The organism is Aminobacter aganoensis, assembly GCF_014206975.1.
Taxonomy (GTDB): domain Bacteria; phylum Pseudomonadota; class Alphaproteobacteria; order Rhizobiales; family Rhizobiaceae; genus Aminobacter; species Aminobacter aganoensis.
This window is the reverse complement of record NZ_JACHOU010000004.1, coordinates 173,633-199,245: the sequence shown is the minus strand read 5'-3', so window position 1 is coordinate 199,245 and position 25,613 is coordinate 173,633. Positions and strand designations below refer to the sequence as shown.

The following is a 25,613-nucleotide window of genomic DNA, read 5'->3' as shown; positions in this document are numbered from 1 at the left end:
CCAGACATGAACATATCGCGCATAGAGCAGCGCATCCTGCACCTGCTCGCCCAGGGCGGGCGGATCGAAATCGAAAAAGACGACAACAACAAGATCGAAGCGGTGATGTGCCTCACCCGCGATGGCTGGCAATATCCGGACTTCGATCTCGATCTCTTCAGGAAGCTGAAGCGAAGGAAGGCTGTCGCCTCGTCGCAAGGCGGGCCGTACCGCATCACCAGGGTCGGCCTGAAACTGGTGCGCCCCGAGCTCGACAACAGGTAGCGCAAAGTCGCCGGATCCGCGTCAAAAGCGGGTCCGGCGCTATTTTCGCCGCCTTCAGGCGGTGGCGATGTAGGCCTTGATCTCCTCCGCCTCGCGCTCGACATCCTCGATGCGGCGCTTGACGACGTCGCCGATGGAGACGATGCCGTAGAGATAGCCGTCGCGCTCGACGGGCAGATGGCGGAAGCGGCCAACGGTCATGATCTCCATCACCTGGTTGACCGTGTGGTTTTCGTTGCAGATCTTGACCTTGGGGGTCATCACTTCGCGCACCGTCTTTTCAAGGGCGGCACCGCCTTCCTTGCCGATGATGCGGACGACGTCGCGCTCCGAAAGGATGCCGACGATCTTGCGGTCGCCATTGGTGACGACAAGAGCGCCGATACGATGTTCGGCAAGGATACTGACCGCCTCCGACAACTGCACGTTGGGCCCAATGGTAAAAACGTCATGGCCCTTCCGCTCAAGAATAGCCTTCACTGTCATCGGGTCCTCCTGCTGCTGTCGGTCTGCGTAAACACTCCATGCGGCCCATGGAGCCAAGTGCATGGTGCTCTGCATTAGTCAGCATTTCAAGTACAACGCACTCAGGCGTATTTTGGTCCGCGGTCAAAAAACCGGATGCCCAGGAACCCCGCCAGGAACCCGCCGATATGCGCCTCCCAGGCGATCTGGCTATCGTCGCCGGGGGCAAGACCGACCAGGCCGGTGACGAGGTTGACCACCATCCAGACCGCCAGGAACGTCACCGTCGCGCGCGACCGGAACACATCGCGGATCGGCAGCGGCGCACCGGCGAAGGCCGGCTTGCCGTGCGATCGGTCGATCTGGAAGCTGAAGCGCGCGGCGGCACCCATCATGCCCGAAATGGCACCCGACGCACCGACCAGCGGCGCCTGGTCGAGGGGGTGGAGCACGTAGTGCAGCGCCACCGCAGCGAGCGTGGTCACCGCAAAGAAGATGCAGAACTGCAGGACGCCGAGCCGGTTCGCCAAAGGCGAGCCAAAGGCCGCGAGCCAGACCATGTTGATGATCAGATGAGCAAAGCCGCCATGCAAGAAGGCGTATGTCAGCGGCGTGGTGAAGGCATAGACATCGATATCGAACTGGCCGGAATAGCGGATCGGGATGAAGGCCGCGCGGATCAGCAGCCAGAGATCCTGGTCGAGGCTGAGCAGGTAGACACGCACCAGGTGGATGGCGACGCAGATGCCGATGACGGCCACGACAACCGGCGGCAGGTTGAACACCGGTTCGCGCCGCGAAGGCAGTTGCTCGTCCATGTCGCGGGTATTGTCGATGGGACTTGGCTGTTCGCTCATGCGCCTCTGATCCGGGTCTCTTCGGGCGGGTGGGCCCGGACCCCATCTAGAACAGCCGAGCTGAAAGCGCAAAAAAGAAAGCCGCCCAGGGTTTCCCCTGGACGGCTGGTCGAGCCCCCCTGCCCGTCCCCAATAAACCTTTGACTGAAGTGCTGCCGGCCGCGGCTAAGCGGCCACTTCATGGAGTGACTTGAACATCTCACGGATGGTCCCGGCCGGCAACGTAAACCCTTTGTTAACCTTACCGACCCCCAAGCGTTAACAACTGTTACTGTGACTGGCACGCGTCCTGCTCCGCGCCTCATGTAGTCCTCAAGATTGAAGCGATTCTGTCCTCGGATGGCACATCAGGCACGGAAGCGCTCGGAGCGGAGCAATATGAAACAGAAAGGATCGCTGGCACTGTTCCAATACTGGAACCGCCTTCGCGACGGCAGACCCGCACCCAAACGCACGGAGGTCGAACCGGCCGACATCAAGGGCCTGCTTGCCGACACTTTCATCCTCGAGCGCGACGCCCGCGGCGAAGCGGTCTTCCGCCTCGCCGGTACAAGGCTCTGCGCCACCTTCGGCCGCGAGCTCAAGGGCTTTTCGTTCCCCTCGCTGTGGCGCCAAAAGGACCAGCGGCTGATGGCCCGCCTCGCCTATGGCGTGTTCCAGCAGAAATCGGTGGTCGTCATCACGTTCGAGGGCTTCACCTCGAACCGGCGCGCCACGACCTTCGAGATGCTGCTTTTGCCGCTCGACGGCGGCATAGAGAACCCGCGCAGCCTGGGCGTGCTGTCCAGCGTCGAGCGGCCGTTCTGGCTCGGTTCCGACCCGCTCACCGACGCCTCGATCGAAAGCGTGCGCGTCGTCGATCCGGACCTCGAGCCGATGTTCCTCAAGAACCGCCCGGCCGTCACCGTGCCGTCGCTCGCGCCGAGCGATTCTGCCCTGGAAGGCGAGCAGAACCCGCTCGACGGTGCCCGCCGCATCCGCCATCTGTTCGTTCTCGAAGGCGGACGCGAGGAATAGCGTCAGCAACCTCACGCAACGGTAGAAAACTACGCGTTTTGTTAACCTCTCCGGCGGTATTTTTCCAGAATAGCTCCCCGAAGCTGTTCGATGGGAGCCTGCGGATATGAGGTTAGCATGAGGCCAGCGGCGATGGACTACGCGCCGTCACGGGCGGAGCGGCGGAATTTCCAGCGCGTCCGCGTGAAGATCTATGGCCGCTTCATGCTCGAGGATCGCACCGAGCATGCCGGCCAGGTGGTCGACATGTCGCCCGGCAACGTCGCCTTCCGCTCCGACCGCTCGGGCATGCCGGGCGAAAAGGTGATCGCCTATATCGACCACATCGGCCGCGTCGAAGGCGTCGTCACCCGCACCTTGTCGGACGGTTTTGCCATGACCGTTATCGCGTCGGACCGCAAGAAGGACAAGCTGGCGGCACAGCTCACCTGGCTCGCCAACAAGCATGAGCTCGACCTGCCCGAGGACCGCCGCCACGAACGCGTGGCGCCGCGCAACCCGGTCAGCGTGCTGCAGCTCATCGACGGCCGGCAATATCCCTGCCGCATCATCGACCTTTCGCTTTCAGGCGCAGCCGTCGAGATCGAGGTCAAGCCGGCGATCGGCGTCCAGGTGACGCTCGGCACCATGCGCGGCCAGATCGTCCGCCATTTCGAGGACGGCGTCGCCATCGAGTTCGCCGTCGTCCAGCGCCCGGAATCGCTGGATTCGGAATTTAACCGGCCGCGCACCTGACGGCCGGCCGCCGACCAAGGCTTTCCACACAACAGGATATCGCCCGGACTGCCCCGGCAGGCCGAGCTATTGCGCTTGGCCCGAACCGAAACCGGGCAACATGCATCCCGATGCCTTGCTCCGGCGCTTGCATGGCAGTTCCGCGAACAAGGCAGTTCCACGAGACTGAATGCAAAGGCGCGACTGCGTGGCTGTTCCACGCCAGGACAACTGAACGTTGGACCGCGGTGCCTATAGCTCGACTGCGGCATGAATCCTCGGAGCTCCGCCACGTCATCCACACGCAAACATCCCGCTCCAAACTCGACAGCCGCGCCAACTCGATAAAATTGTAATCAAATTTTCTGCAAGTTTTATTATTATTCTATTCTTTGTTTATGAGAGTTCTCTCCGGTTTTTACTCAACATCTACTTCGCTGTTTTGCGTGAAATAAATCCGCGCCTGTCATTGTCTCCTCAAACGGGGAGACTACAAAATGTTCAAGCGTCGGGGATGGCTTCTTCTTCTGGCCGCGACACTTCAGGCCGGCGCCATTGGCGGCGCGCTTGCCGCGCCGGTGGCCATGCAGACCAACGGCCGCACCACGCAGCCCGTCGGCCATTATGAGCTGTGCAAGCGCTCGCCGATCGAATGCAGCGAAAAGACCGCCAGTAGCGCCCCCGTCGAACTGACCCGCAGCCTGTGGAAAGAGATCGTCGCGATCAACGACGAGGTCAACACCGCGGTCGCTCCACGCACCGACATGGAGATGTGGGGCCAGGAGGAAGTCTGGTCCTACCCGACCACGGGCGCCGGCGACTGCGAAGACTATGTCTTGGAGAAGCGCCGCCGCCTGATGTCCCTGGGCGTTCCGGCCGGCAACCTGCTCATCACCGTCGCACGCCAACCGAACGGCGAGGGCCACGCCGTGCTGACCGTGCGCACCAACCTCGGCGAGTTCGTGCTCGACAATCTCGACACCCAGGTCATGGCCTGGAACGAGACGCCTTACACCTATCTCAAGCGCCAGTCCGAACGGAATTCGGGCGTCTGGATTGCCATCAACGATGGCCGCGCCGACGCGGTCGCGTCGGTTCGCTAGGTTCTGCAGCGCCGCGCGTCCCTGGGGCACATAGGACGTCGCGGCACTTTGAAACGGCGCATGATCGGTTCCGATGTTTCGGAATCATGCGCAGGCGAGAAACCCGGTCGCGTCCCCACCCTCCCCGTCCCCAACGACCGGGTCTAGGAGCCGGCCCAAGTCCCCGGGCCGGCTCCGCCTTTTCCGGCTGAAACGGATAGTCACATGGCTCAGGCGACCGCGTAGAGCTCAGGAAACGACTTCGATCCCTCGATGAATTCCGAGCCGAGGACCGGCTTGGCAAGATCCATCGCCGCAAACCGTGGAAGATCGTGATCTTGGTAGGCCTGCTGCTCGCAATGTCCTTCGCCGCCGGCTACCTGGCCTAATCCGCGATCTTCTTGAGCCCGGCATCGAAGCGGCGCTGGTTGGCAACGTAGTCGGTGGCGGATTTCCCGAGGCGCTCCGCAGCGGCATCGTCGAGTGTACGAATGACCTTGGCGGGGGAGCCGACGATCAGCGAATTGTCCGGAAATTCCTTGCCTTCGGTCACCAGCGCACCGGCCCCCACCAGGCAGTTTTTGCCGATCTTCGCGCCATTGAGCACGATCGCGCCCATGCCGATCAGCGAATTGTCGCCGATGGTGCAGCCGTGCAGGATGGCGCAGTGGCCGATGGTGCATCCCTCGCCGATGGTCAGCGGGAAACCTGGGTCGGTGTGCATCACCGTATGCTCCTGGACGTTGGAGCGCGCACCGATGGTGATCGTCTCGCGGTCGCCGCGAATGGCCGCGCCGAACCAGATGCCGACATCGCGCCCGATCCTGACATCGCCGACAACCGCAGCATCCGGCGCAATCCAGTTGCTGGAGCGATCCTCGAACTGCGGTTCGACCCCGTCGAGTGCGTAAAGCGGCATCGTCAAAATCCTCATCCGTTGGTGGCGCGCAACCTATTTAGGGACCGCTTGCAAGGCAAGCGCGCGACATGCGCTTAACGCGCCGTTAACCATGCTCGCGCAATGTCGGATGAATATCAGGCCCATGGATGGCAAGACTTGCGACCTGGTCGCAGCGACATCCAACCGCGCAGATCCGGATGGCCGGCACCCTGGAGACGACGAATGAAACAAGAGGCAGCTGAAAGCTCCGGTTTCGAAATCGTCGATTCGGCGCTGATGATGAAGGTCTTCTGCGGCTTGGCCGTCCTGGCTGCGCTGTCGCTGGCGATCAGCTTCGGCGGACGCTGGTTCGGTCACACCATCGCCATGGCCGGTTACACCGACGACATGACGACGCGCGAGATCGTCATCGGCAACGACGTCATTGCGGCTCCCGCCAATACGATCCGCTTCGAAAAAGCCCGTCGCGACGGCGTGGCCAGCCGTCTCGACCTCTATCTGCGCTGGCCCGAACTGGACGGCTACAGCGAAGCTGCGCGTCCGGCCTTCAACAATCTCGATGGCAACAAGCGCATCATCTTCGTGAGCCTCGAGCCACGCGTGATGACGCGCGACATGAGCGGGCGGCTTGCGCCGATCTACAACGCGCTCACCGTCAAGCCAGGCGTGCCCGGCCCCGAGGGCATGACGTTGTTCGGCTTCAGCGAGACGTCCGGCTATCTCAACGAGGTGCTGGCGGTTGCAGCGCGCAGCGGCGAACCGGCCTTTGTCGCCCGTTGCCTCAATGGCACCGAAGCTGACGAATCCCTGGCACCTTGCGAACGCGACGTCTTCGTCGGCAACGGCCTGAGCATGACCTACCGGTTTCCGCGGGAGCTTTTGGGAGACTGGCGTGCGCTGGATGCGGCAATCGTCGCCAAGGCCAATGCCATGCTGCACGTCGAATGACGCCACGCGCCAAGCGCGCGGCGTCAGGCTTGATCAACGATCAGGCCAGGTCGATGTCGAGGATCGCCATCGAGAAATTGTAGTCGCCATCGTCTTCGTCCTTGAAGACGATGCCGAGGAATTCGTCACCAATATAGACTTCGGCCGAGTCGTCCTTGCGCGGACGCGCCTTGACCTGAAGCGTGGGGTTCTGGAACTGGCGCTTGAAATAGGCGTCGAGTTTTCGGATTTCTTCCGGCTTCAACTGGCTTCTCCGGCTTGTCGTTAAGAGACGCGCTTCTGACACGCCAAGCATGGCCCTGTAAAGGCAAGGCTTGGCTTACTCCCGCGCAAATCGCGTCCAGCGCCCGTCATGGGCGCCGCCGTGCGATCTCAAATGTCGAAGCTGACGACGTGATCCATGGTCTGCGACGGCAACAGCTGGTCCATCTGGCTCGACGGCCGGTCGCAGCCGGTTTCGCCGACGACGCGCGCGGGAACGCCTGCCACCGTCTTGTTGTGCGGAACCGGCGACAGCACCACCGAGCCGGCCGCGATCTTCGAGCAATGGCCGACCTCGATATTGCCGAGGATCTTGGCGCCGGCGCCAATCAGCACGCCATAGCGGATCTTGGGATGGCGATCGCCGCCGGCCTTGCCGGTGCCGCCCAGCGTCACGCCGTGCAGGATCGAGACATCGTCCTCGATGACGGCGGTCTCGCCGACGACCAGCCCGGTGGCATGGTCGATGAAGATGCCCTTGCCCATGCGCGCCGCCGGGTTGATGTCGGTCTGGAACACCGAAGACGAGCGGCTCTGGAGGTAGAGCGCAAAATCCTTGCGGCCGCGGTTCCACAGCCAGTGCGCCAGGCGATGCGTCTGGATGGCGTGGAAACCCTTGAAATACAGCACCGGCATCAGATAGCGGTCGCAGGCCGGGTCGCGGTCGTAATAGGCCTGGATGTCGGTGCGAACGGTGTCGCTCCAGTCCGGGCTATCCTCGAGCATGGCATAGAATGTCTGGCGAATGAGATCGGCGCCGAGGTCCTGATGCGCCAGCCGCTCGGCCAGGCGATGGATCACCGCCTCCTCCAGCGTGTCCTGGTTGAGGATCGTGGCATAGAGGAACGCCGCCAGCAGCGGATCGCCCGCCACCGCGTCCGTCGCCTCGTCGCGCACCGACTTCCAGATCGGGTCAACCGGCTTCACCGAGCTCGGGCGCGCTGCGGATATGGTGTTCATCGACGTCTCCGTTCACTGCCGGCTTGTGCAATGCCGCGTCGGACATATAAGCCACATGCTAGCACGATTGAACTCAATTTTCCTTAGTGCTCGTTCAGATGGATTTGGTTCACGGATATTCAAGGCGCCATGGAAACTGAACCCTTGCTGGTCACAACGAACGATGGCGTAGCGACCATCGTCATCAACCGCTCCGCGCGCAAGAATGCCGTAACCCAGGCGATGTGGGTCGATCTGGCCGCTCGCGTGAACGCATTTTCGGCCGATCCCGACGCCAGGGTCATCGTTCTGCGCGGTGCCGGCGACGATTTTTCCGCCGGCGCCGACATCGGCGAATTCGACACGCTGCGCGGCACCGCCGAAAGCGCGCGCGCCTACGAGGCGACCAATTCTGCAGCCTTCGCCGCCCTGCGCAACTGCGCCATTCCAGTCATCGCCGCGATCCGCGGCATCTGCTTCGGCGGCGGTTTCGGCCTTGCGGCCGCCTGCGACCTGCGCATCGCCACGGCTGACGCGCAGTTCGCGGTGCCGGCGGCGCGCCTCGGCCTCGCTTATCCGCAGGATGCCATGGGCGACATCGTCTGGGCCGCGGGCCCGCAAATGGCCCGCTACCTCACCTACACCGCCGGGCGCATCGACGCGCGGGCGGCGCTTGGCGCGGGTTTCCTTCTTGAAATCGTCGAAGCCGACCGGTTCGACACGCGCATCAGCGAGATCGCCCGCACCATTTCCGAAAACGCGCCGCTGTCGGTACGGGCCTCCAAGGCTGCCATCCGCGCCGCACTCAGCCACGATGCCGACGAAGCCGCCCTTGCCCAGGCCGTCGGCGACACCACCTTCGTCAGCACCGACTATGCCGAGGGCCGCGCGGCCTTCCACGCCCGTCGCACGCCTGTGTTCAGAGGGCGATGACATGTCACTGATCGACGAGGGCACGAAGGCCGAACTGATCAGGCTCTACGAGGCCATGGATCGCCACTATCACGGCATCCGCCACATCGAGGCGCTGCTCGCGCTGCTTGAGGCGCATCGTACCGCGTTCGCCGACCCCGACGCAGTCGAGGCAGCCATCTGGTTCCACGATGCGATCTACGACAGCCGCCGCAAGGACAACGAGGCATTGAGCGCCGCCCTCGCCGCCGACAAGCTGAAAGAGCAGGTCGACGCGCCTCGCCTCGCCCGCATCGTCGCGATGATCGAAGCGACCGCAACGCATGAGGTGCCGACCTTCGAAGATGCTCCCGCAAGAAACGATGCCGCCCTGCTGCTCGACATGGACCTGTCGATCCTCGGCGCACCGCCGGCAACGTTCGACGCCTACGAGGCGGACGTAAGGCGCGAGTATGGCTGGGTCAGCGAGGCCGACTGGCGCGCCGGCCGCGCTGCAGTGCTGCGCAATTTCCTGGCCCGGCCACGCATCTTCCACACCAACCTTTTCGTGGCGCGCTTCGAGGCGCAGGCACGGGAAAACATGGAACGGTCGATAGCCCACCTGGCATAAACCGTCGACCGCCATGCCGGCGTCAATTTAGCCTCGCGACCTCAAATAGGCTTCGAGATCGAGGTGCAAAGAATCCGCGACATATTCTTCGATAGCCTTCTCGTCTTCTGAAACGAACAGGTTCATCGGAAACCAATCAGCTGCGATTGCCAAGTGCTTGCCGCTGGCACCTTCAAAGAGGAGGCCTCGATCTACTCGGCATCGGGAGATCGCACCGGCGGGTACCGTACCTGGCCTCGTTGCGAAATGCACAAACGGCTCGGTGCCCACCAGTTCAGGGTGCGGATCACGATCACGAACGACATATTGATCACTGACGAGCACCTGGACGCTCCAAGTTTCGAAGGGCCACGGAACAAAATCAAGCTCCGCAGGCACGGCCATCTCGCTCAGCGCCAACGTCCACACCTCGAACTTGTCTGCAACATCGAGGTCGGTAGCACGAACTTCTGTAATCCCACCATTTCGGTGGAGAAGCCGACAACGCGCAAACGATGGAAGCTGCGGGTATGGCGCCAGTTGATAGCCAACAATATCGTGGGCAATTTGTCGAAGTTGTGCACTTGTGCACCGAAGACGGTGGCTGACCATAGGTTCGACTCCACTGCGACAAGACCATTATCTGACATTGTCAAGCAAAGCCCAGGTGGTACAGAGCTATGGTCGCTGTCCGCCTCAGACCGGGTTTTCGGCCAGGAATTCCAGCACGCGCTTCTTGAACGCCTTGTCGCCGACGGCCAGCATGTGGTCGCGGCCCTCTATGTCGAACGCGACCGCCTTGGGCATCAGCGCGGCGAGTTCGGCTGCCGAGCCGCCGATGTCGTCGGTGGTGCCCACCGCCACCAGCGTCGGCTGGGTGATGCGGGACATGTCGGCTTCCGTCAGCAACTCGCGCGAGGTGGCGATGCAGGCGGCAAGCGCCCGCTTGTCGCTGCGCGTCTGGTCGGCGAAGGCACGAAACGACTTGCCGCGACGATGGGTGATCGTCTCCGGATCCTGTGCCAGCAGCGCCGAGGCGATCGGGTCCCAGTCGCCGACGCCGTCGACCATGCCGATGCCAAGCCCGCCGAACACCAGTGTCGCCACCCGCTCCGGTGCCTCGAGCGCCAGGAAGGCGGAGATGCGGGCACCCATCGAATAACCCATGACATGGGCGCGCTCGATGCCGAGATGGTCGAGCAGCGCCAGCGCGTCGCCGGCCATCTTGCCCGGTGTGTAGTCGGCCTCGTCATAGCTCTTCGACGAGCCGCCATGGCCGCGATTGTCGAAGGCGATGGCGCGGTAGCCGGCCTCGGTCAGCGTCTTGAACCAGCCGGGCGACACCCAGTTGACGTAATGACTGGAAGCAAATCCGTGGATCATCAGCACCGGGTCGCCGCGACCGTTCGCCGGTGCCTGGTCGAGAAACGCCAGGTCGAAACCTTCGTGGGAAAAGTGATCGATTGCCATCGTTGCTCCGAATGGTCTTTGGCCGGGATCTCGCCTCAGCCGGGATTGCCAGCCGCGGCGGTGATCGCCCGATGCTTCAGCACGATACCGTCGGCGATGCCGGTCCTTGCCGCCGTTCCGGCCTTGAGTTCAAGCACGAAGCGCGCCGGTTCGTCGGGCGCGATGACGGCTTCCGAAAACGGCGTGCCCTGCTGGATGTCGAGCACCTTGCCGTCCGGGCCGACGAAAACGAGGTCGAGCGGCAGCGGCGTGTTCTTCATCCAGAAGCCGACCGGCTGGGTCTGCTCGAAGACGAACAGCATGCCCTGGTCGTCGGCAAGGTCCTTGCGGTGCATCAGCCCCATGGCGCGTTCGCCCGGTTCGTCGGCAACTTCGATGCGGAAGGAAACCTCGCCCTTGGCGGTGACCGCGACCAGCGGCTCGGGATCGGCCGGCAACGCCATCGCCTGCTGGGCAAGGACCGGCGGGGTCGAGGAGAGCGAAACGACAAAAACGGCTGCCGCAAGCCATGCGGCGCCGGTCATGCCAGCCAAAAGCGATTTACGTCTGGTCATACATTCCCCTGCGGCGGTCTCAGCCTAGTGCGAGACCGGCAAGGTTCCTAGATCGGGGTGAATTTCGGCAGCCATAAGGCCTTTGTCGCCCTTGCCGAAACGGACCAGGACAACCTGCCCCGGGCGGAGCTCGGTCACGCCAAAGCGGCGCAGCGTCTCCATGTGGACGAAGATGTCCTCGGTGCCCTCGCCGCGCGTCAGGAAGCCGAACCCCTTGGTGCGGTTGAACCACTTGACCAGCGCGCGCTCCAGCCCGCTCTCGGCGGTCACGGCGACGTGGGTGCGCTGCTCCTGCATCTCGGCAGGGTGCACGGCGGTCGAATTGTCGATGGAAAGCACGCGGAAGGCCTGCAGGCCGCGGTCGCCCTGCTTGACCAGGCAAACCACGCGGGCGCCTTCGAGAGCGGTCTGGAACCCGTCGCGGCGCAGGCAGGTGACGTGCAGCAGCACATCGGTAGCACCGCCGCCATCGGGAAGAATGAAGCCGTAGCCCTTGGCCACGTCAAACCATTTTATGGCGCCGGAAACCTCGACGAGGCCGGCGCCATCAGCGATGTCATCATGCTCGAAAGCTTCGCGGCCTTCGCCGCTCCGCACCAAGAGAGAGGCCTTTTCCCCCATCAGAACGCCCCCTTTCCTTGCAAACGCCACTACTGATTCTTGAAATAAGATTAACACTTTCACTTTGGACTTACGCAAGGGCCGTTCTGCCCTTTTTCGACTTGCCCACCAGATAGACACAAGCTTCGCGCCAGTTCCGCGGAAAAGTTGCCGCGGCGGTTGCCGAGTGCGCAGCACCCGCCCTATGTATCGGCCCGACATCCCCTGAACTTCTGAGGAACCGAGATGCGCTATCTGCACACCATGGTCCGCGTCAAAGACATCGACGCCTCGCTGGACTTCTACTGCAACAAGTTCGGCATGAAGGAGATCCGACGCTCCACCAACGAGAAGGGCCGCTATACGCTGATCTTCCTCGCCGGATCCGATGACGAAAGCGCCGGCGCCTCCCGCCAGGCGCCGCTGCTGGAGCTCACCTACAACTGGGATCCGGAAGACTATCAGGGCGGCCGCAACTTCGGCCATCTCGCCTACGAAGTCGACGACATCTACGCCACCTGCCAGGACCTGATGAACAAGGGCGTCACCATCAACCGCCCGCCGCGCGACGGCAACATGGCCTTCATCAAGTCGCCCGACGGCATCTCCATCGAACTGCTGCAGAAGGGCGAGCGGCAGACTCCGGCAGAGCCGTGGCTGTCGATGCCGAACACCGGTTTCTGGTAGAGGTTCAGGCCTTTCCGACCATGTCGAGCAAGGTCAGCACGGTGCGCCAGTTGCGCGCCGTGCCCGGCACCTTGAGCACCCGCGGCAGGACTTCGGCAAACTTCGACTTTCCGAGCCCGTCAGGGGCGTGCAGGTAAAGCACGTCTCCCTTGACCAGGAAGCGCTCCGGCCCGGTGCAGCGCTCGGCCAGCGGCGCAATTTCCTCAGGCGTCGGCGCGCGCTCCAGCGCATAGGCGTGCAGTTTGGTGTGGTCTTGCGCCGCCTCCGGATACGGGTTTTCCGCCACCAACCGCTCATACCAGGCGGCATCGCGCACCATGAGGCGGGAACGAAAGCCCCAGCGCTCCTCGAAGGCCTTTTCCAGTTGCGCGGTCAATCCGGCCGCAGCGCGATCGCCGGCCTTGAAGACGACGTTGCCGCTCTGAATATAGGTCGCGACACCGGTGAAGCCGAGCTCCTCGAAGAACGCCTTCAGCTCGGCCATCCTGACGATGCGGTTGCCGCCGACATTGATGCCGGAAAACAGCGCAACGAACACGCTCATATGATGAAGCCGCCGAGGGTCTCGTTGTCGGTGATGTCCTGATACTGCACGCCCTCGACGTCGAAGCGCGCTCGCAGCAGGTCGAAATTGCGCCGGTCCTTGGTCTCGATGCCGATCAGCACCGAGCCGAAGTTGCGCGCGGACTTCTTGAGATATTCGAAGCGGGTGATGTCGTCTTGGGGCCCCATGATCTCGAGAAAGTCGCGCAGGGCGCCGGGGCGCTGGGGAAAGCGGATGATGAAGTATTTCTTCAGCCCCTCGAAGCGCAGTGCGCGCTCCTTGACGTCGGGCAGGCGCTCGAAATCGAAATTGCCGCCCGAGACCACCGCCACAACGGTCTTTCCCTTCAGTTCCTTCTTCGAAAAATCCTTGAGCACGTCGATCGCCAGGGCGCCCGCCGGCTCGAGAACCACACCCTCGACATTGAGCATCTCGATCATCGTCGCGCAGAGCCGGTTCTCCGGCACCAGCTTGACCGCCTCGGCGGGGAATTCCTTGAGCAGGCGCAGAGGTTCGCGCCCGATTTCGGCGACGGCTGCGCCATCGACGAAATTGTCGACCTTGGCCAGCTTCACCCGCTTGCCGGTGGCGAGGCTGTCGCGCAGGCTTGGCGCACCCGCCGGCTCGCAGAAGACGAAGCGCGGCGCAGCGCCGGTCTCGGCGAAATAGCGCGTCACCCCCGCCGACAATCCGCCGCCGCCGACCGGCAGCAGCACGATGTCGGGAAGCTTGCCGCCAGGCATCTGGGCAGCAATCTCGAGCGCCACCGTCGCCTGCCCCTCGATGATGTCCTTGTGGTCGAAGGGCGGCACCATGTGGCCGCCCGAACCCTCGGCAAACTCGATCGCGGCGCGATAGCACTCGTCGAAGAAATCGCCGACCAGCCTGATCTCGACGAATTCGCCGCCGAACAGCTTGGTCTTGTCGATCTTCTGCTGCGGCGTCGTCACCGGCATGAACACCACGCCCTTCTTGCCGAAGTGGCGGCAGACGAAGGCAAAACCCTGGGCGTGATTGCCGGCCGAGGCGCAGACAAACAGCTCGGCCTGGTTGCCGGCGGCAAGCGCCTTGCGGAAGAAGTTGAGCGCGCCGCGAATCTTGTAGGAGCGGACCGGCGTCAGGTCTTCGCGCTTGAGCAGCACGCGCGCGCCAGTCTTGCGCGATAGATAGTCGTTCTCCTGCAGCGGCGTTTCTGGAAAGAGCTGCCTCACCCCCTCCGCCGCCAGCGAAACCTTTTCGGCAAAACTGGTCATGGCAACGGCACTCCTGAAACACGCGGGGCAAATGCTGTGGCCCGTCTCGATGCGCTATTGCATATTCGGCACGGCGAAGCCACAGTTCGGCTCCTGCCGTCAGGTTCGAACCGGCTCATTGGCTCGCCGCGATACATTTGGGGACACGTCTCGGTGAACAGAATAGCCGTCCGCGCCGCGATCCACATTGCGGCGGTCTTTGCCATCTACCTGTCCGTCGCAATGCTGATCCCGGCAGCCGTCGACCTCTATTACGACAATGACGACTGGCAGTCCTTCGCCTTCACTGCCATGTTCATGGGAGGCTTGGCGCTGGCGGTCGCACTCGCCACGCAGGGACGCACCCCGCCTGCCAACACCCGCTTCGGCTTCCTGCTGGTCAATTTCCTCTGGATCACGCTGGCGATCGCCGGCGCGGTGCCGTTCATGACCTCGTCGCTGGATCTCAGCGTCACCGATGCGTTCTTCGAGTCTGTCTCGGGGGTCACCACCACCGGCTCGACCGTGATCAACGGCCTGGACAGCGCTCCGCCCGGCGTCCTCATCTGGCGCTCGCTGCTGAGCTTCATGGGTGGCCTCGGCGTCATCGCGCTCGGCCTATTCCTGCTGCCGTTCCTCAACATCGGCGGCGTGTCCTACTTCAAGATCGAATCCTCCGACATCGAGGACCGGCCGTTCGAACGCTTCCAGACCTTCACTGTCAGCCTGATCGGCATCTACACGGTGCTGGTTGTCGCCTGCACCATCTCCTACGTGGCCGCCGGCATGGACGGCTTCCACGCCATCAACCATGCCATGTCGACGGTGGCGACCGGCGGCTTCTCGACCCACGACACCTCGTTCGTGCGTTATGCCGACAATCCCGCGATCCTGTGGACCGGCATCGTCTTCATGTTCATCGGCGGCCTGCCCTTCTCGATCATGATCCTGTTTGCGGTGCGCGGCCGTCTCGATGCGCTGCGCGATCCGCAGATCCGGGTCTATGCCGGCTATTGCATCGTCTTCGCCGTGGCGGTCGCAATCTACCTGCGCATCAACATGGGCATGCCGTTCTTCACGGCGCTGACCCATTCGACTTTCAACCTGATGTCGATCATCACCACGGCGGGATTTGCCAGCGACGACTACAGCCTGTGGGGGCCATTCGCCATCGGCTGCATCTTCGTCGCCACCTTCCTCGGCGGCTGCTCCGGCTCGACCACCGGCGGCATCAAGGCCTATCGCTTCCTTGTCCTGTTCGAACTCCTGTCCAACGGCTTGCGCCGCCTGATCTACCCCAACACGGTAATCCCCGTGCGCTACGGCGACCGAACCGTGCCCCCCGAGATGCAAAGTGCGGTGGTGCTGTTCATCGCCTCGTTCATGGTGCTGTGGGCCATCACCATCGTGCTGCTCAGCGCCACAGGGCTCGATTTCATCACCGCGGTCACCGGCTCGCTGACCTCGCTCACCAATGTCGGACCGGGCCTCGGCCCGATCATCGGCCCGGTCGGCAATTTCTCGTCGCTGCCCGACACTGCCAAGTGGATCTGCTCGGCGGCGATGCTGCTCGGGCGTCTCGAAATCCTCGCCGTGCTGGTCATCTTCACGCCGACTTTCTGGGGTCGCTAGATCCGTGAACTGGAATGCGGAAGCCCTTGTTTCCGCCACAATTTCGGCAATCGGGCAACAGTCGGCGAGCGACTTCCCCCCGGGCGGTCCTTTTCGACTGGACCCGACTTACTTCCGCCACTATCAGGCGGTCCCGAGGAAGGCACGCTGCACGCCTTGCCCGTCAGAGAGATCATCAAAAGTGTCACCGTCGAAGTTCTGCATAGCCCTTGCCGCCCTGTTTCTGTCCGGTTGCATCAACCAGCCGTCCGGCGAGCTTTTGACGGGCGCTGTCGTCAACGTCCCGGTTTCGGAGATCGCCGGCAACCATGCGATCTTCGTCGCATCGACGCGCGAACGCGCGAGCGACGACAAGCAGGTGTTCGATCGCGGCCGCTCGGCGACGCTCAACTTCGCACGCGTCAACGTCACCGTGCCGAAGATCCACCAGGTCGGCCAGATCGAGCGCCGCAAGAGCGGCAAGGATGCCGACCCGACCAAATACTTCACCGCCACCGACGCCGTCGGCTACGAGACGCAGCCGGAATTCTCCAAGGCGCTGAGCGCCGACATCGCCGCCCGCGGCGGCCGCGCCATGCTGTTCGTGCATGGCTACAACACCTCGTTCGACGCCGGCGTCTACCGCGCCACGCAGATCGCGCACGACTCTGGCTATACCGGCACGCCGGTGCTGTTCTCCTGGGCTTCGGGCGGCAGCACGACCGACTATGTCTACGACAAGGAAAGTGCCGCGGCGGCCCGCGACCAGCTGGAAGTGACGCTGCGAATGCTTGCTCAGTCGGGCGCGCGCCGCATCGACATCGTCGCGCATTCGATGGGCACCTGGGTCACCATGGAAGCGCTGCGCCAGCTGGCTTTGACCGGCGACCGCGACCTCGGCGGCAAGCTCGGCGACGTGGTGCTGGCCTCGCCCGACATCGACGTCGACGTGTTCAAGGCCCAGATGCGCCGCTACGGCAAGCCGACCAAGCCGTTTTTCCTGATGACCTCTGGCGACGACCGCGCACTCAAGCTGTCGGGGCTGATCGCTGGCTCCAAGCCGCGCCTCGGCGACTACAAGAATGCCGCCGACCTCGCCGAATATGGCGTCATCGTCGTCGACCTGTCCGACGCCAAGGGCGGCGACAGCTTCAACCACACCAAGTTCGCCGACAACCCGCAAATGGTGAAGCTGCTCGGCCAGCGCCTGCGCGCCGACGACGGCTTTGCCAGCGACCGCGAGGTCACCGACCGCATCAACATGCTGGGCGGCGGGCTGCAGTAGCACGCTTCGCCGACGTCTCCTTTCCCCTGTGGGGAGGGTAAGGGCGGGGGTGCCTCGCGAGCTCAGAACATCACATCGGGTGCAGGCAACTCGCCCCCACCCTTTGCCACTCCCCACAAGGGGAAGGAAATTCTGAAGCCCCGCTCAGATGAACAGATCGACCTTCTCGAAGGTCGTGACGTCGACCAGCCCGACATCCGAGATACGCAACTCGGGGATCACCACCAGCGCCAGCAGCGAGTGCTGCATGTAGGCGTTGTTGAGGCTGCAGCCCATGTCGCGCATCGCCTGGACCAGCCTGTCGGCCTTGGCGGCGACGATCTCGGCGCGTTCGTCCGACATCAGGCCGGCGATAGGCATTTCGACCAGCGCCAGTTCCTTGCCCTCCGAGAACAGCACCACGCCGCCGCCGACCTGCCCGAGCCGGTTGGCGGCCAAAGCCATGTCGGCCTTGTTGGTGCCGACAACGATCATGTGGTGGCTGTCATGGGCAACCGTCGAAGCCAGCGCGCAGTCCTTCATGTAGCCGAAGCCGGAAACGAAGGCGTTGGTCACCTGCCCGGTGGCGCGGTGGCGCTCGACGAGCGCGATCTGGCAGACGTCGTTGCGGCGGTCCATGGCTACCAGCCCGTCCTCGACGGCGAGGTCGGCCTCCAGCGCACGCGTCGGCGCCTGGTTCTCGATCACGCCGATGACACGCACGCGCACCTCGTTGGCGCCTTCCGGTGCCTTGATGTCGAAATCGGCGGCCCCGAGCTTCTTGCCCAGCTTGACCGTCTTCTTGGCCTCGGCCGGGTAGGCGTAGGCGGGAATGTCGATCTCCAGCTTGCCGGCCCTGGCGACACGCACGCCGCGGGCATAGACCTCGTCGATCTTGACTTCGGCGAGGTCGGAGACGATCAGCAGGTCGGCGAGCCGGCCCGGCGTGATCGAGCCCATCTCGCGCTCGAGGCGGAAATGCTGGGCGGTGTTGATCGTCGCCATCTGGATTGCCGTCACCGGCTTCAGCCCCTGCTGGATGGCGTGGCGCACGACGCGGTCCATGTGCCCCTCATGCACCAGCGTGCCGGAATGGCTGTCGTCGGTGCACAGGATGAAGCTGCGCGGGTCGATGCCCATCTCGGTCACGGCCTTGATCTGGCTGGCGACATCATACCAGGCCGAGCCCAGCCGCAGCATCGCCTTCATGCCCTGGCGGACGCGGGCAATCGCGTCCTCGGCGCGCGTGCCTTCGTGGTCGTCCTCGGGGCCGCCGGCGACGTAGCCGTGGAACGCCAGACCGAGGTCACGCGAGGCATAGTGGCCGCCGACCGTCTTGCCAGCCTTGACCGTCTCGGCGATCTCGCCCGACATGACCGGGTTGTTGGCGGCAACGCCAGGGAAGTTCATCACCTCGCCCAGGCCGATGATGTTCTCCCAGGTCATCGCCTCGGCAACGTCCGCGACAGTCAGCGCAGCACCCGCATTCTCCAGCCCCGGTGCGGACGGCACGCAGGACGGCATCTGCACATGCACGTTGATCGGCATGGCGAGTGCCTCGTCATGCATCAGCCTGACGCCCGGCAGGCCGAGCACGTTGGCGATCTCGTGCGGGTCGATGAACATCGAGGTCGTGCCGTGCGGGATCACCGCGCGGCAGAACTCGGTCACCGTCACCATGCCGCTTTCGACATGCATGTGCGCGTCGCACAGGCCGGGCACCAGATAGCGGCCGCCGGCATCGACCACCTTGGTGCCCTGGCCGATGGCGTGGCTGGCGTTGGGTCCGCAATAGGCGAAGCGGCCGGCGACGATGGCAATGTCGGTGCCGGCAATGATCTCGCCCGAATGCACATTCACCCAGCGGCCGTTGCGGATGACGAGATCGGCCGGCAGACGGCCCATGGCGACGTCGACCAGCACCGGAGCGGTCTCGGTCCAGGGGCGCGGCTTGGCGAAGGCGGATTTGTTGGGCATTGCTGGGATTCCTGACTGCTTTGCCCGACTGTAACGAAAGCCACGGCGGAAAACAGGGCCTTGGTTGTTTGGCCACGCCCGCCCGCTATACTCGTCACGCCAAACAGGTCCGGTCAGCTTCGATGCCGCCATTTCTCAAATCACGCCGCTGGTTGTGGCCGGGACTCGCCGCGGCGGTGCTGGCGGCGGCGATCGTGTTTTTCGGCGGCGCCTTCGCCAACCGGATCTACCTCGACGAAGCGGCGTCGCGCGGCGAGACCACGCTGCGCCTGGCGGTGGCGGCGCTGTCCGGCCAGATGAACCGCTTCGAGCCATTGCCCGAACTGATCGCCGACCACGACGACATCAAGGAGCTGGTCAGCGACCCCGACAACCCCGTCCTGCGCGCGCGCGCCAACGATTACCTCAAGGAAATCAACGCGCTACTCAAGTCCTCTGACATCTATGTGTTGATCCCCGGAGGCGAGACGATCGCGGCGAGCAACTACGACCTGCCGCTCAGCTTCGTCGGTGAGAACTTCTCCTACCGGCCCTACTACCAGGATGCCATTCGCGGCAATCTCGGGCGTTTCTTCGCGCTCGGCACCACCTCCCTCAAGCGCGGCTACTATTTCTCCTCGCCTGTCCGCATCGGCATGGAGATCCGCGGCGTCGTGGTCTTCAAGGTCGACATCGACGCCATCGAGGCGTCGTGGAAGGGCGGCGACCACGAGATCATCGTCACCGACCCCGAAGGCATCATCTTCATGAGCGGGCGGCCCAACTGGCTCTATGCCAGCCTCAATCCGCTGACCGACGAGCGGCGCGCCCGAACCGAGGCGTCGCGCCGCTATGCCGATGCCATGCTGCGCGACCTGCCGGTGGCACGAAATACGGCCGAAGACGGCCGTGCCCTCCTTCGCATCACCGAGGACGGCAAGTCGCGTGAATTCCTCGAACTGGCCGAGGAAATGCCCGAGGCGCGCTGGACAGTGCGCGTGCTGGCCGACACCGCCTCCGCCCATGCGCAGGCGCTGACGGCCGTGGTCTCGGCGCTGCTCGCGCTCAGCCTCGCGGGCCTGGGTGGCGCCATCATCCTGCAGCGCCGCGCCCGCCTCGCCGAGCGCATGCAGCTCCAGCAAAGCGCCCAAGTCGAGCTCGAACGACGGGTCGAGGAACGCACCGCCGACCTCGCCCAGGTCAACAGCCGGCTGGAGACGGAAGTCGCCGAGCGCCGCACCGCCGAACAGCAGCTCAGGCAGACGCAAGCCGACCTGATCCAGGCCGGTAAGCTCGCCGCGCTCGGCCAGATGTCGGCGGCCCTTTCGCACGAGTTCAACCAGCCGCTGGCGGCGGTGAAAACCTACGCCGACAATGCCGCCACGCTGATCGACCGCGCGCGCATCGACGAGGCCCGCGACAATGTCTCGCGCATTTCGAGCCTCGCCGACCGGATGGCCTCGATCAGCCGGCACCTCAGGAATTTCGCCCGCAAGCCCAACCAGAAGCTCGGCCCGGTCGCGCTCGACGAGGTGGTGCGCGACACCGGCGAGATCGTGGCCTGGCGCCTCAAGGCCGCCGATGCGGCGCTGACGGTGGATCTCGGACCGGCGCCGCTCGCCGTCAAGGCCGGCTCCGTCCGGCTGCAGCAGGTGCTGGTCAACATCATCACCAACGCCGCCGATGCCATCGAAGGCCTTGCCGACCGGCGCATCGAGCTTGCCGCGCGGCGCAAGGGCTCAAGGGTCGCCATCACCATCCGCGACCACGGGCCCGGCGTGCCGGCAGCGATTGCCGAACGCATCTTCGACCCGTTCTTCTCGACCAAGGGCGTGGGCAAGGGCCTCGGACTGGGACTTTCCATTTCCTACAATATAGTCAAAGACTTCGGCGGAACCCTTGCGGTTTTGAATCATCCTGAGGGGGGCGCCTTGTTCACCATCGAGCTCGACGCGGCACGCGCTGCGGTGCGTGAGGCAGCCGAATGAAACCGCCCATCGTCCTGCTGGTCGACGACGAGGACGAGTTGCGCCGCTCGACGGCCCAGTCGCTCGACCTCGCCGGCTTCACCGTCCAGGACGTCTCGTCGGCCGAACGCGCGCTCGACTTCATCACGCAAGGGTTCAACGGCGTCGTCATCACCGACGTGCGCATGCCGGCCATGGACGGCATGACGCTGATGGGCCGCATCCGCGAGATCGACGCCGACATCCCGGTCATACTGGTCACCGGCCACGGCGACGTGCAGCTCGCCGTGCGCGCCATGCGCGAAGGCGCTTATGATTTTCTGGAAAAGCCCTTCGTCACCCAGCACCTCACAGAGATGGCGGCGCGCGCCATCGACAGGCGCAGCCTCGTGCTGGAAAACCGCGAGTTGCGCGCAGTGGCGGGAAAGCGCGACGACATCGAGGCGCGCCTGCCGGGGCGCAGCCAGGCCATGGTCGACCTGCGCTACAGGCTCCGCGCCATTGCCGCCACCGACGCCGACGTGCTGATCATCGGCGACACCGGCACCGGCAAGGAGGTGACCGCACGCGCCCTGCACGACATCAGTGCCCGGGCGACGAAGCCGTTCGTCGCCATCAATTGCGCCGCGCTGCCCGAAACGCTGATCGAGAGCGAACTGTTCGGCCACGAGGCCGGCGCCTTTCCCGGCGCGCTGCGCCCGCGCTTCGGCAAATTCGAGCACGCCCGCGGCGGGACGGTGCTTCTCGACGAGATCGGCTCGATGCCCGCCGACCTCCAGGTCAAGCTGCTGCGCGTCATCCAGGAGCGCGTCATCACCCGCCTCGGCTCAAACGAGCCGATCGCGCTCGACGTCCGCTTCATCGCCACCAGCAAGGTCGACCTCGACGCCGAGGTCGCTGCCGGCCGCTTCCGCGCCGACCTGCTCTACCGGCTCAACGTGGTGACGCTGCGCATGCCGGCATTGTCGTCGCGGCGCGAGGACGTGCCGCTGTTGTTCCTGCAATTGGCGCGCGAGGCAGCGGCGCGCTACCGCCGCGACGACGTCGACGTGCCGCCCCGGGCCATCGCCGAAGTCGCCCGGCGCGACTGGCCGGGCAATGTGCGCGAACTGCGCAACGCCGCCGACCGCTTCGTGCTCGGCCTCGGGCTGCAGCTGCCCGACGGCCCGGCCGAGGCCAATGGCAACGGCGACCGCCTTGCCGACCGTGTTGCCGACTTCGAGAAGAACGCGATCTCGGCCGCGCTGACCGCCCATGGCGGCAGCCTCAAGCCGGTCTACGAGCAGCTCGGAATCTCGCGCAAGACGCTCTACGAAAAGATGCAACGCTACGGCCTCGACAAGAATCGCCTGGGCGCTGCGGATGGTCTGGACGAGTGAACGCGCTTCCGATGTGTGGAAACGCACACACGTAAGCGCAGCGATTGTTACCCTTTCCACCCATTCGCACGATGTTTGATGATTATTGCCGGCTGGAATCCACTGCATGCATTGCAGTGCGTCCGCGCCAGCGGTCCTAATTGCCCATCCACCGCCGGCGCAGGGAGGCACCAGGCGCGGGTGGAACCACAGACCAGAAAATATCCCGGGAGGATTTCATGAAGAGACTGCTCGCCTCGCTCACGGCCGCCGCAACCCTTGCCGTGTTCCCGCTCGCCGCCAATGCGCAGACCTATCCCGAACGCACCATCACCGTCGTTGTGCCGTTCTCGGCCGGCGGCCCGACCGATACGGTGACGCGCCTTGTCGCCGAATCGATGTCCAAGGATCTCGGCCAGCAGGTCATCGTCGAAAACGTCGGCGGTGCTGGTGGCACGCTCGGTGCCGGCCGCGTCGCTTCGGCCGATCCGGATGGCTACACGCTGCTGCTCCACCACATCGGCATGGCCACCAGCGCCACGCTTTACCGCAAGCTCGCCTATGACACGCTGAACGCCTTCGAATATGTCGGCCTGGTCACCGAGGTGCCGATGACCATCGTCGCCAAGAAGGATCTGGCGCCGACCGACCTCAAGGGCCTGGTCGAATATGCCAAGGCCAACAAGGACACCGTCACCGTCGCCAATGCCGGCATCGGTGCTGCCTCGCACCTGTGCGGCATGTTGTTCATGAGCGCCATCGGCACGCCGCTGGTCACCGTTCCCTACAAGGGCACCGGCCCGGCCATGACCGACCTGCTCGGCGGCCAGGTCGACATCATGTGCGACCAGACCACCAACACCACCAAGCAGATCCAGGCCGGCACGATCAAGGCCTATGCCGTGACCTCGCCTGCCCGCCTCGACGTCCTGAAGGATGTTCCCACCACCAAGGAAGGCGGTCTCGACGGCATGGAAGTCGGCATCTGGCACGGCGTCTACGCCCCCAAGGGCACCCCTGCCGAAGTGACCGAGCGCCTGTCGCAGTCGCTGCAGAAGGCGCTCAAGGATCCGAACGTCGTTGCCCGCTTCGCCGAGCTCGGCACTGCGCCGTCGTCGGATGCCGACGCCACCCCGGCAGCGCTGAAGGCAAAGCTCGAAGGCGAGATCGCGCGCTGGAAGCCGATCATCGAGGCCGCCGGCCAGTTCGCCGACTAAGCTGAAGGGTCCAACGGGGCTGGGTTGAGAGACCCGGCCCCTCACCCGGCCTCCGCTACGCTCGGCCGCCTCTCCCCGTTGGGAGAGGAGACTGTCGGCGCAGGCGCCTTCCTCTTCTCCTCAAGTGGGAGAAAGTGGCCGCAAAGCGGCCAACCGTGGGGGCGCTTCCTGATGGATCCCCAGAGAGGGCAACCATGAACAAGCTTTCCATCGATCCCACCAACGGCGCCTGCGGTGCGATTTTCGTCGCCACCGGTGCCTTCTTCGCCATCCAGGCGCTGGGCCTCGAGCTCGGCACCACCTTCCGCATGGGACCGGGCTACTTCCCGCTCGTGCTCGCGCTGGTGCTGATCCTGCTCGGGCTCATCGTCGTCGTCCAGGCCACCCGCGTCGCCGGCGAGCCGATCGGCCCGATCGCCTGGCGCGGCATGGCCTTCATCCTGCCGGCGCCGGTCTTCTTCGGCCTCACCGTACGCGGCCTCGGCTTCGTGCCGTCGATCTTCCTCACCTGCCTGATCGCCGCCTTCGCCTCGACCCGGATGAAGCCGCTCGCCGCCGTGCTGCTTGCCGCCGGCGTGACGCTGTTTTCGGTCGTCGTATTCAGCTACGCGCTCGGCCTGCCGTTCCAGCGCTTCGGCCCCTGGCTGCCGTTCTGAGGGGGATGAGATGGAACTCTTCGACAATCTCGCGCTCGGCTTCTCGACCGCCTCGACGCTTTACAATCTCGGCTTCTGCCTGATCGGCGTGCTGCTCGGGACGCTCATCGGCGTGCTGCCCGGCATCGGCGCCACGGCAACGATCGCCATGCTGTTGCCGATCACCTTCCAGATCGGCGATCCGGTCTCGTCGCTGATCATGCTCGCCGGCATCTACTACGGCGCGCAATATGGCGGTTCGACCACCGCCATCCTGATCAACATGCCGGGCGAATCCTCGTCCGCAGTGACCGCCATCGACGGCTACCAGATGGCCCGAAAGGGCCGCGCCGGGGCAGCACTTGCCATCGCGGCCATCGGCTCCTTCTTCGCCGGCACGGTCTCGACCTTCCTCGTCGCGATCTTCGCCCCGCCGCTGACGGCCATCGCCCTGCAGTTCGGAGCGGCCGAATATTTCTCGCTGATGGTCGTCGGCCTCGTATCGTCGATCGCACTCGCCCATGGCTCGGTCATCAAGGCCCTGGCCATGGTGGTTCTGGGCCTGCTGCTCGGCCTCGTCGGCACCGACATCTACACCGGCACGCCGCGCTTCACGCTCGGCATCCGCGAATATGCCGACGGGCTCAACTTCGTCGCGGTCGCGGTCGGCGTCTTCGGCGTCGCCGAAATCCTGCGCAACCTCGAAAGCGAAAAGACCCGCGAAGTGCTGATGGCCAAGGTCTCGGGCCTGATGCCGACGCGCCAGGATTTCCGCGAAATGGCAGCGCCCATCCTGCGCGGCACGGCCATCGGCTCGGCGCTGGGCATCCTGCCGGGCGGCGGCGCGATCCTCGCGGCCTTCGCCTCCTACACCGTGGAAAAGCGCGTTTCCAAGCACCCCGAAGAGTTCGGCAAGGGTGCAGTCGCCGGTGTTGCCGGTCCGGAATCGGCCAACAATGCCGGTGCGCAAACGTCGTTCATCCCGATGCTGACGCTCGGCATCCCGGCCAACCCGGTCATGGCGCTGATGATCGGCGCGATGATCATCCAGGGCATCGTGCCCGGCCCCAACGTCGCGACCGAACAGCCGGCGCTGTTCTGGGGCATCATCGCCTCGATGTGGATCGGCAATTTGATGCTGATCGTGCTCAACCTGCCGCTGATCGGGCTGTGGGTGAAGCTTCTGACCGTGCCCTACTACGTGCTGTTCCCGATCATCATGGCGTTCTGTGCCATCGGCGTCTACAGCGTCAACTCCAACGTCTTCGACCTCTATGCCGTCGCCTTCTTCGGCCTGATCGGCTACGCGCTGGTCAAGCTGCGCTGCGAGCCCGCGCCACTGCTGCTCGGCTTCGTGCTCGGCCCGCTGCTTGAGGAGAACCTGCGCCGCGCCATGATCCTGTCGCGTGGCGATCCGACCACCTTCGTCACCCGCCCGATCAGCGCCATCCTGCTGGCGCTCGCAGCCGCCGTGCTGATCGTCGTGCTGTTGCCGGCGGTGCGCAAGAAGCGCGACGAAGTCTTCGTCGAAGAGGAATAGGCGCTCCACGCATACTTTCGCGAAAGAAC

Annotated in this window: 27 protein-coding genes; 15 read left to right on the top strand and 12 right to left on the bottom strand. The window is 64.4% G+C overall.

The annotated features are described in order from the left end of the window. Positions 1–6 precede the first annotated feature (6 nt). Positions 7–264 carry a YjhX family toxin gene (locus GGR00_RS11805; protein ID WP_055970724.1) on the top strand — a complete coding sequence of 86 codons (258 nt, stop codon included), beginning with the start codon at positions 7–9 and terminating at the stop codon, positions 262–264. 54 nt (positions 265–318) lie between these two features. On the opposite strand, the gene GGR00_RS11800 is transcribed toward GGR00_RS11805, so the two are convergent. Together GGR00_RS11800 and GGR00_RS11795 are read right to left on the bottom strand one after the other, a co-directional pair. Continuing rightward, positions 319–750 (bottom strand): CBS domain-containing protein, encoded by a 432-nt coding sequence (locus GGR00_RS11800; protein WP_055970721.1) that lies wholly within the window; start codon positions 748–750, stop codon positions 319–321. Between the two features lie 101 nt (positions 751–851). After that, a complete protein-coding gene (locus tag GGR00_RS11795) occupies positions 852–1,586 on the bottom strand; it encodes a rhomboid family intramembrane serine protease (RefSeq protein ID WP_184699524.1) in 735 nt (244 codons plus the stop codon). Positions 1,587–1,964: 378 nt separating this feature from the next. On the opposite strand from GGR00_RS11795, the gene GGR00_RS11790 reads away from it, so the two are divergent. The 3 genes from GGR00_RS11790 (at position 1,965) to GGR00_RS11780 (ending at position 4,420) form a co-directional block, all read left to right on the top strand. Next, complete coding sequence (locus GGR00_RS11790; protein WP_055970717.1) at positions 1,965–2,603, top strand: PAS domain-containing protein; 639 nt, start codon at positions 1,965–1,967, stop codon at positions 2,601–2,603. Positions 2,604–2,720: 117 nt separating this feature from the next. After that, entirely contained in the window at positions 2,721–3,338 is a 618-nt protein-coding gene (locus GGR00_RS11785) for a PilZ domain-containing protein (RefSeq protein WP_055970715.1), read from the top strand. Positions 3,339–3,814: 476 nt separating this feature from the next. After that, positions 3,815–4,420, top strand: a complete 606-nt coding sequence (locus tag GGR00_RS11780; RefSeq protein WP_055970713.1) for a transglutaminase-like cysteine peptidase — start codon at positions 3,815–3,817, stop codon at positions 4,418–4,420. 364 nt (positions 4,421–4,784) lie between these two features. Here GGR00_RS11780 and GGR00_RS11775 read toward each other — a convergent pair whose 3' ends face one another. Beyond that, positions 4,785–5,318, bottom strand: coding sequence for a gamma carbonic anhydrase family protein (locus tag GGR00_RS11775; RefSeq protein WP_184699523.1), 534 nt, complete (start codon positions 5,316–5,318; stop codon positions 4,785–4,787). 204 nt (positions 5,319–5,522) lie between these two features. On the opposite strand from GGR00_RS11775, the gene GGR00_RS11770 reads away from it, so the two are divergent. After that, positions 5,523–6,248, top strand: coding sequence for a hypothetical protein (locus GGR00_RS11770; protein ID WP_184699522.1), 726 nt, complete (start codon positions 5,523–5,525; stop codon positions 6,246–6,248). A 40-nt stretch (positions 6,249–6,288) separates the two neighbouring features. Here GGR00_RS11770 and GGR00_RS11765 read toward each other — a convergent pair whose 3' ends face one another. Together GGR00_RS11765 and cysE are read right to left on the bottom strand one after the other, a co-directional pair. Then, positions 6,289–6,492: a DUF3126 family protein gene (locus tag GGR00_RS11765; protein ID WP_055970710.1), complete on the bottom strand. Its 204-nt coding sequence runs from the start codon at positions 6,490–6,492 to the stop codon at positions 6,289–6,291. A 128-nt stretch (positions 6,493–6,620) separates the two neighbouring features. Further along, the gene (gene cysE / locus GGR00_RS11760; protein ID WP_184699521.1) at positions 6,621–7,469 is read right to left on the bottom strand and encodes a serine O-acetyltransferase; all 849 of its coding nucleotides are present in this window, start codon (positions 7,467–7,469) and stop codon (positions 6,621–6,623) included. A gap of 129 nt (positions 7,470–7,598) precedes the next feature. Between cysE and GGR00_RS11755 the strand changes: the two genes are divergently transcribed. Both GGR00_RS11755 and GGR00_RS11750 read left to right on the top strand, forming a co-directional pair. Continuing rightward, positions 7,599–8,381, top strand: coding sequence for an enoyl-CoA hydratase-related protein (locus GGR00_RS11755; protein ID WP_184699520.1), 783 nt, complete (start codon positions 7,599–7,601; stop codon positions 8,379–8,381). A gap of 1 nt (position 8,382) precedes the next feature. Further along, positions 8,383–8,970: an HD domain-containing protein gene (locus GGR00_RS11750; RefSeq protein ID WP_184699519.1), complete on the top strand. Its 588-nt coding sequence runs from the start codon at positions 8,383–8,385 to the stop codon at positions 8,968–8,970. A gap of 27 nt (positions 8,971–8,997) precedes the next feature. Here the strand turns inward: GGR00_RS11750 and GGR00_RS11745 are convergent, their stop codons facing one another. The 4 genes from GGR00_RS11745 to GGR00_RS11730 all read right to left on the bottom strand — a co-directional run bounded on the left by GGR00_RS11745 (position 8,998) and on the right by GGR00_RS11730 (position 11,594). Further along, positions 8,998–9,561, bottom strand: a complete 564-nt coding sequence (locus GGR00_RS11745; protein WP_184699518.1) for a hypothetical protein — start codon at positions 9,559–9,561, stop codon at positions 8,998–9,000. A gap of 84 nt (positions 9,562–9,645) precedes the next feature. Next, positions 9,646–10,419 (bottom strand): alpha/beta fold hydrolase, encoded by a 774-nt coding sequence (locus tag GGR00_RS11740; RefSeq protein ID WP_055970706.1) that lies wholly within the window; start codon positions 10,417–10,419, stop codon positions 9,646–9,648. A gap of 35 nt (positions 10,420–10,454) precedes the next feature. After that, the gene (locus tag GGR00_RS11735; RefSeq protein ID WP_055970705.1) at positions 10,455–10,973 is read right to left on the bottom strand and encodes a DUF192 domain-containing protein; all 519 of its coding nucleotides are present in this window, start codon (positions 10,971–10,973) and stop codon (positions 10,455–10,457) included. Between the two features lie 24 nt (positions 10,974–10,997). Then, on the bottom strand, positions 10,998–11,594 hold the full coding sequence (locus tag GGR00_RS11730) for a cold-shock protein (protein WP_055970704.1): 597 nt from the start codon (positions 11,592–11,594) through the stop codon (positions 10,998–11,000). 225 nt (positions 11,595–11,819) lie between these two features. Here GGR00_RS11730 and gloA point away from each other — a divergent pair, with 225 nt between their 5' ends. Further along, a complete protein-coding gene (gene gloA / locus GGR00_RS11725; RefSeq protein ID WP_184699517.1) occupies positions 11,820–12,260 on the top strand; it encodes a lactoylglutathione lyase in 441 nt (146 codons plus the stop codon). A gap of 4 nt (positions 12,261–12,264) precedes the next feature. Here the strand turns inward: gloA and GGR00_RS11720 are convergent, their stop codons facing one another. Further along, on the bottom strand, positions 12,265–12,804 hold the full coding sequence (locus tag GGR00_RS11720) for a DUF1697 domain-containing protein (RefSeq protein WP_055970702.1): 540 nt from the start codon (positions 12,802–12,804) through the stop codon (positions 12,265–12,267). After that, a complete protein-coding gene (gene ilvA, locus GGR00_RS11715) occupies positions 12,801–14,057 on the bottom strand; it encodes a threonine ammonia-lyase IlvA (protein ID WP_055970701.1) in 1,257 nt (418 codons plus the stop codon). Before ilvA ends, GGR00_RS11720 begins: the two co-directional genes overlap by 4 nt. A gap of 153 nt (positions 14,058–14,210) precedes the next feature. On the opposite strand from ilvA, the gene GGR00_RS11710 reads away from it, so the two are divergent. Next, entirely contained in the window at positions 14,211–15,668 is a 1,458-nt protein-coding gene (locus GGR00_RS11710; RefSeq protein WP_055970700.1) for a TrkH family potassium uptake protein, read from the top strand. A gap of 181 nt (positions 15,669–15,849) precedes the next feature. Next, positions 15,850–16,932, top strand: a complete 1,083-nt coding sequence (locus GGR00_RS11705) for an alpha/beta hydrolase (protein ID WP_055970699.1) — start codon at positions 15,850–15,852, stop codon at positions 16,930–16,932. 144 nt (positions 16,933–17,076) lie between these two features. Here the strand turns inward: GGR00_RS11705 and ade are convergent, their stop codons facing one another. Further along, positions 17,077–18,888, bottom strand: a complete 1,812-nt coding sequence (gene ade / locus GGR00_RS11700; protein ID WP_055970698.1) for an adenine deaminase — start codon at positions 18,886–18,888, stop codon at positions 17,077–17,079. A 122-nt stretch (positions 18,889–19,010) separates the two neighbouring features. Here ade and GGR00_RS11695 point away from each other — a divergent pair, with 122 nt between their 5' ends. From GGR00_RS11695 to GGR00_RS11675, 5 genes are all read left to right on the top strand, one after another. Next, entirely contained in the window at positions 19,011–20,855 is a 1,845-nt protein-coding gene (locus GGR00_RS11695) for a sensor histidine kinase (protein WP_082496384.1), read from the top strand. Next, positions 20,852–22,213 (top strand): sigma-54-dependent transcriptional regulator, encoded by a 1,362-nt coding sequence (locus GGR00_RS11690; RefSeq protein ID WP_055970697.1) that lies wholly within the window; start codon positions 20,852–20,854, stop codon positions 22,211–22,213. The genes GGR00_RS11695 and GGR00_RS11690 overlap by 4 nt, the downstream gene beginning before the upstream one ends. Before the next feature lie 218 nt (positions 22,214–22,431). Further along, positions 22,432–23,409: a tripartite tricarboxylate transporter substrate-binding protein gene (locus GGR00_RS11685; protein ID WP_055970696.1), complete on the top strand. Its 978-nt coding sequence runs from the start codon at positions 22,432–22,434 to the stop codon at positions 23,407–23,409. A 194-nt stretch (positions 23,410–23,603) separates the two neighbouring features. Continuing rightward, positions 23,604–24,065, top strand: a complete 462-nt coding sequence (locus tag GGR00_RS11680) for a tripartite tricarboxylate transporter TctB family protein (protein WP_055970695.1) — start codon at positions 23,604–23,606, stop codon at positions 24,063–24,065. A gap of 10 nt (positions 24,066–24,075) precedes the next feature. Next, the gene (locus GGR00_RS11675; protein ID WP_055970694.1) at positions 24,076–25,584 is read left to right on the top strand and encodes a tripartite tricarboxylate transporter permease; all 1,509 of its coding nucleotides are present in this window, start codon (positions 24,076–24,078) and stop codon (positions 25,582–25,584) included. Positions 25,585–25,613 lie beyond the last annotated feature (29 nt).

Coding starts and splice junctions, on each gene's coding strand:
- GGR00_RS11805 (WP_055970724.1), top strand. CDS start 7: ATGAACATATCGCGCATAGAGCAGCGCATCCTGCACCTGCTCGCCCAG.
- GGR00_RS11800 (WP_055970721.1), bottom strand. CDS start 750: ATGACAGTGAAGGCTATTCTTGAGCGGAAGGGCCATGACGTTTTTACC.
- GGR00_RS11795 (WP_184699524.1), bottom strand. CDS start 1,586: ATGAGCGAACAGCCAAGTCCCATCGACAATACCCGCGACATGGACGAG.
- GGR00_RS11790 (WP_055970717.1), top strand. CDS start 1,965: ATGAAACAGAAAGGATCGCTGGCACTGTTCCAATACTGGAACCGCCTT.
- GGR00_RS11785 (WP_055970715.1), top strand. CDS start 2,721: ATGAGGCCAGCGGCGATGGACTACGCGCCGTCACGGGCGGAGCGGCGG.
- GGR00_RS11780 (WP_055970713.1), top strand. CDS start 3,815: ATGTTCAAGCGTCGGGGATGGCTTCTTCTTCTGGCCGCGACACTTCAG.
- GGR00_RS11775 (WP_184699523.1), bottom strand. CDS start 5,318: ATGCCGCTTTACGCACTCGACGGGGTCGAACCGCAGTTCGAGGATCGC.
- GGR00_RS11770 (WP_184699522.1), top strand. CDS start 5,523: ATGAAACAAGAGGCAGCTGAAAGCTCCGGTTTCGAAATCGTCGATTCG.
- cysE (WP_184699521.1), bottom strand. CDS start 7,469: ATGAACACCATATCCGCAGCGCGCCCGAGCTCGGTGAAGCCGGTTGAC.
- GGR00_RS11755 (WP_184699520.1), top strand. CDS start 7,599: ATGGAAACTGAACCCTTGCTGGTCACAACGAACGATGGCGTAGCGACC.
- GGR00_RS11750 (WP_184699519.1), top strand. CDS start 8,383: ATGTCACTGATCGACGAGGGCACGAAGGCCGAACTGATCAGGCTCTAC.
- GGR00_RS11745 (WP_184699518.1), bottom strand. CDS start 9,561: ATGGTCAGCCACCGTCTTCGGTGCACAAGTGCACAACTTCGACAAATT.
- GGR00_RS11740 (WP_055970706.1), bottom strand. CDS start 10,419: ATGGCAATCGATCACTTTTCCCACGAAGGTTTCGACCTGGCGTTTCTC.
- GGR00_RS11735 (WP_055970705.1), bottom strand. CDS start 10,973: ATGACCAGACGTAAATCGCTTTTGGCTGGCATGACCGGCGCCGCATGG.
- GGR00_RS11730 (WP_055970704.1), bottom strand. CDS start 11,594: ATGGGGGAAAAGGCCTCTCTCTTGGTGCGGAGCGGCGAAGGCCGCGAA.
- gloA (WP_184699517.1), top strand. CDS start 11,820: ATGCGCTATCTGCACACCATGGTCCGCGTCAAAGACATCGACGCCTCG.
- GGR00_RS11720 (WP_055970702.1), bottom strand. CDS start 12,804: ATGAGCGTGTTCGTTGCGCTGTTTTCCGGCATCAATGTCGGCGGCAAC.
- ilvA (WP_055970701.1), bottom strand. CDS start 14,057: ATGACCAGTTTTGCCGAAAAGGTTTCGCTGGCGGCGGAGGGGGTGAGG.
- ade (WP_055970698.1), bottom strand. CDS start 18,888: ATGCCCAACAAATCCGCCTTCGCCAAGCCGCGCCCCTGGACCGAGACC.
- GGR00_RS11695 (WP_082496384.1), top strand. CDS start 19,011: ATGCCGCCATTTCTCAAATCACGCCGCTGGTTGTGGCCGGGACTCGCC.
- GGR00_RS11690 (WP_055970697.1), top strand. CDS start 20,852: ATGAAACCGCCCATCGTCCTGCTGGTCGACGACGAGGACGAGTTGCGC.
- GGR00_RS11685 (WP_055970696.1), top strand. CDS start 22,432: ATGAAGAGACTGCTCGCCTCGCTCACGGCCGCCGCAACCCTTGCCGTG.
- GGR00_RS11680 (WP_055970695.1), top strand. CDS start 23,604: ATGAACAAGCTTTCCATCGATCCCACCAACGGCGCCTGCGGTGCGATT.
- GGR00_RS11675 (WP_055970694.1), top strand. CDS start 24,076: ATGGAACTCTTCGACAATCTCGCGCTCGGCTTCTCGACCGCCTCGACG.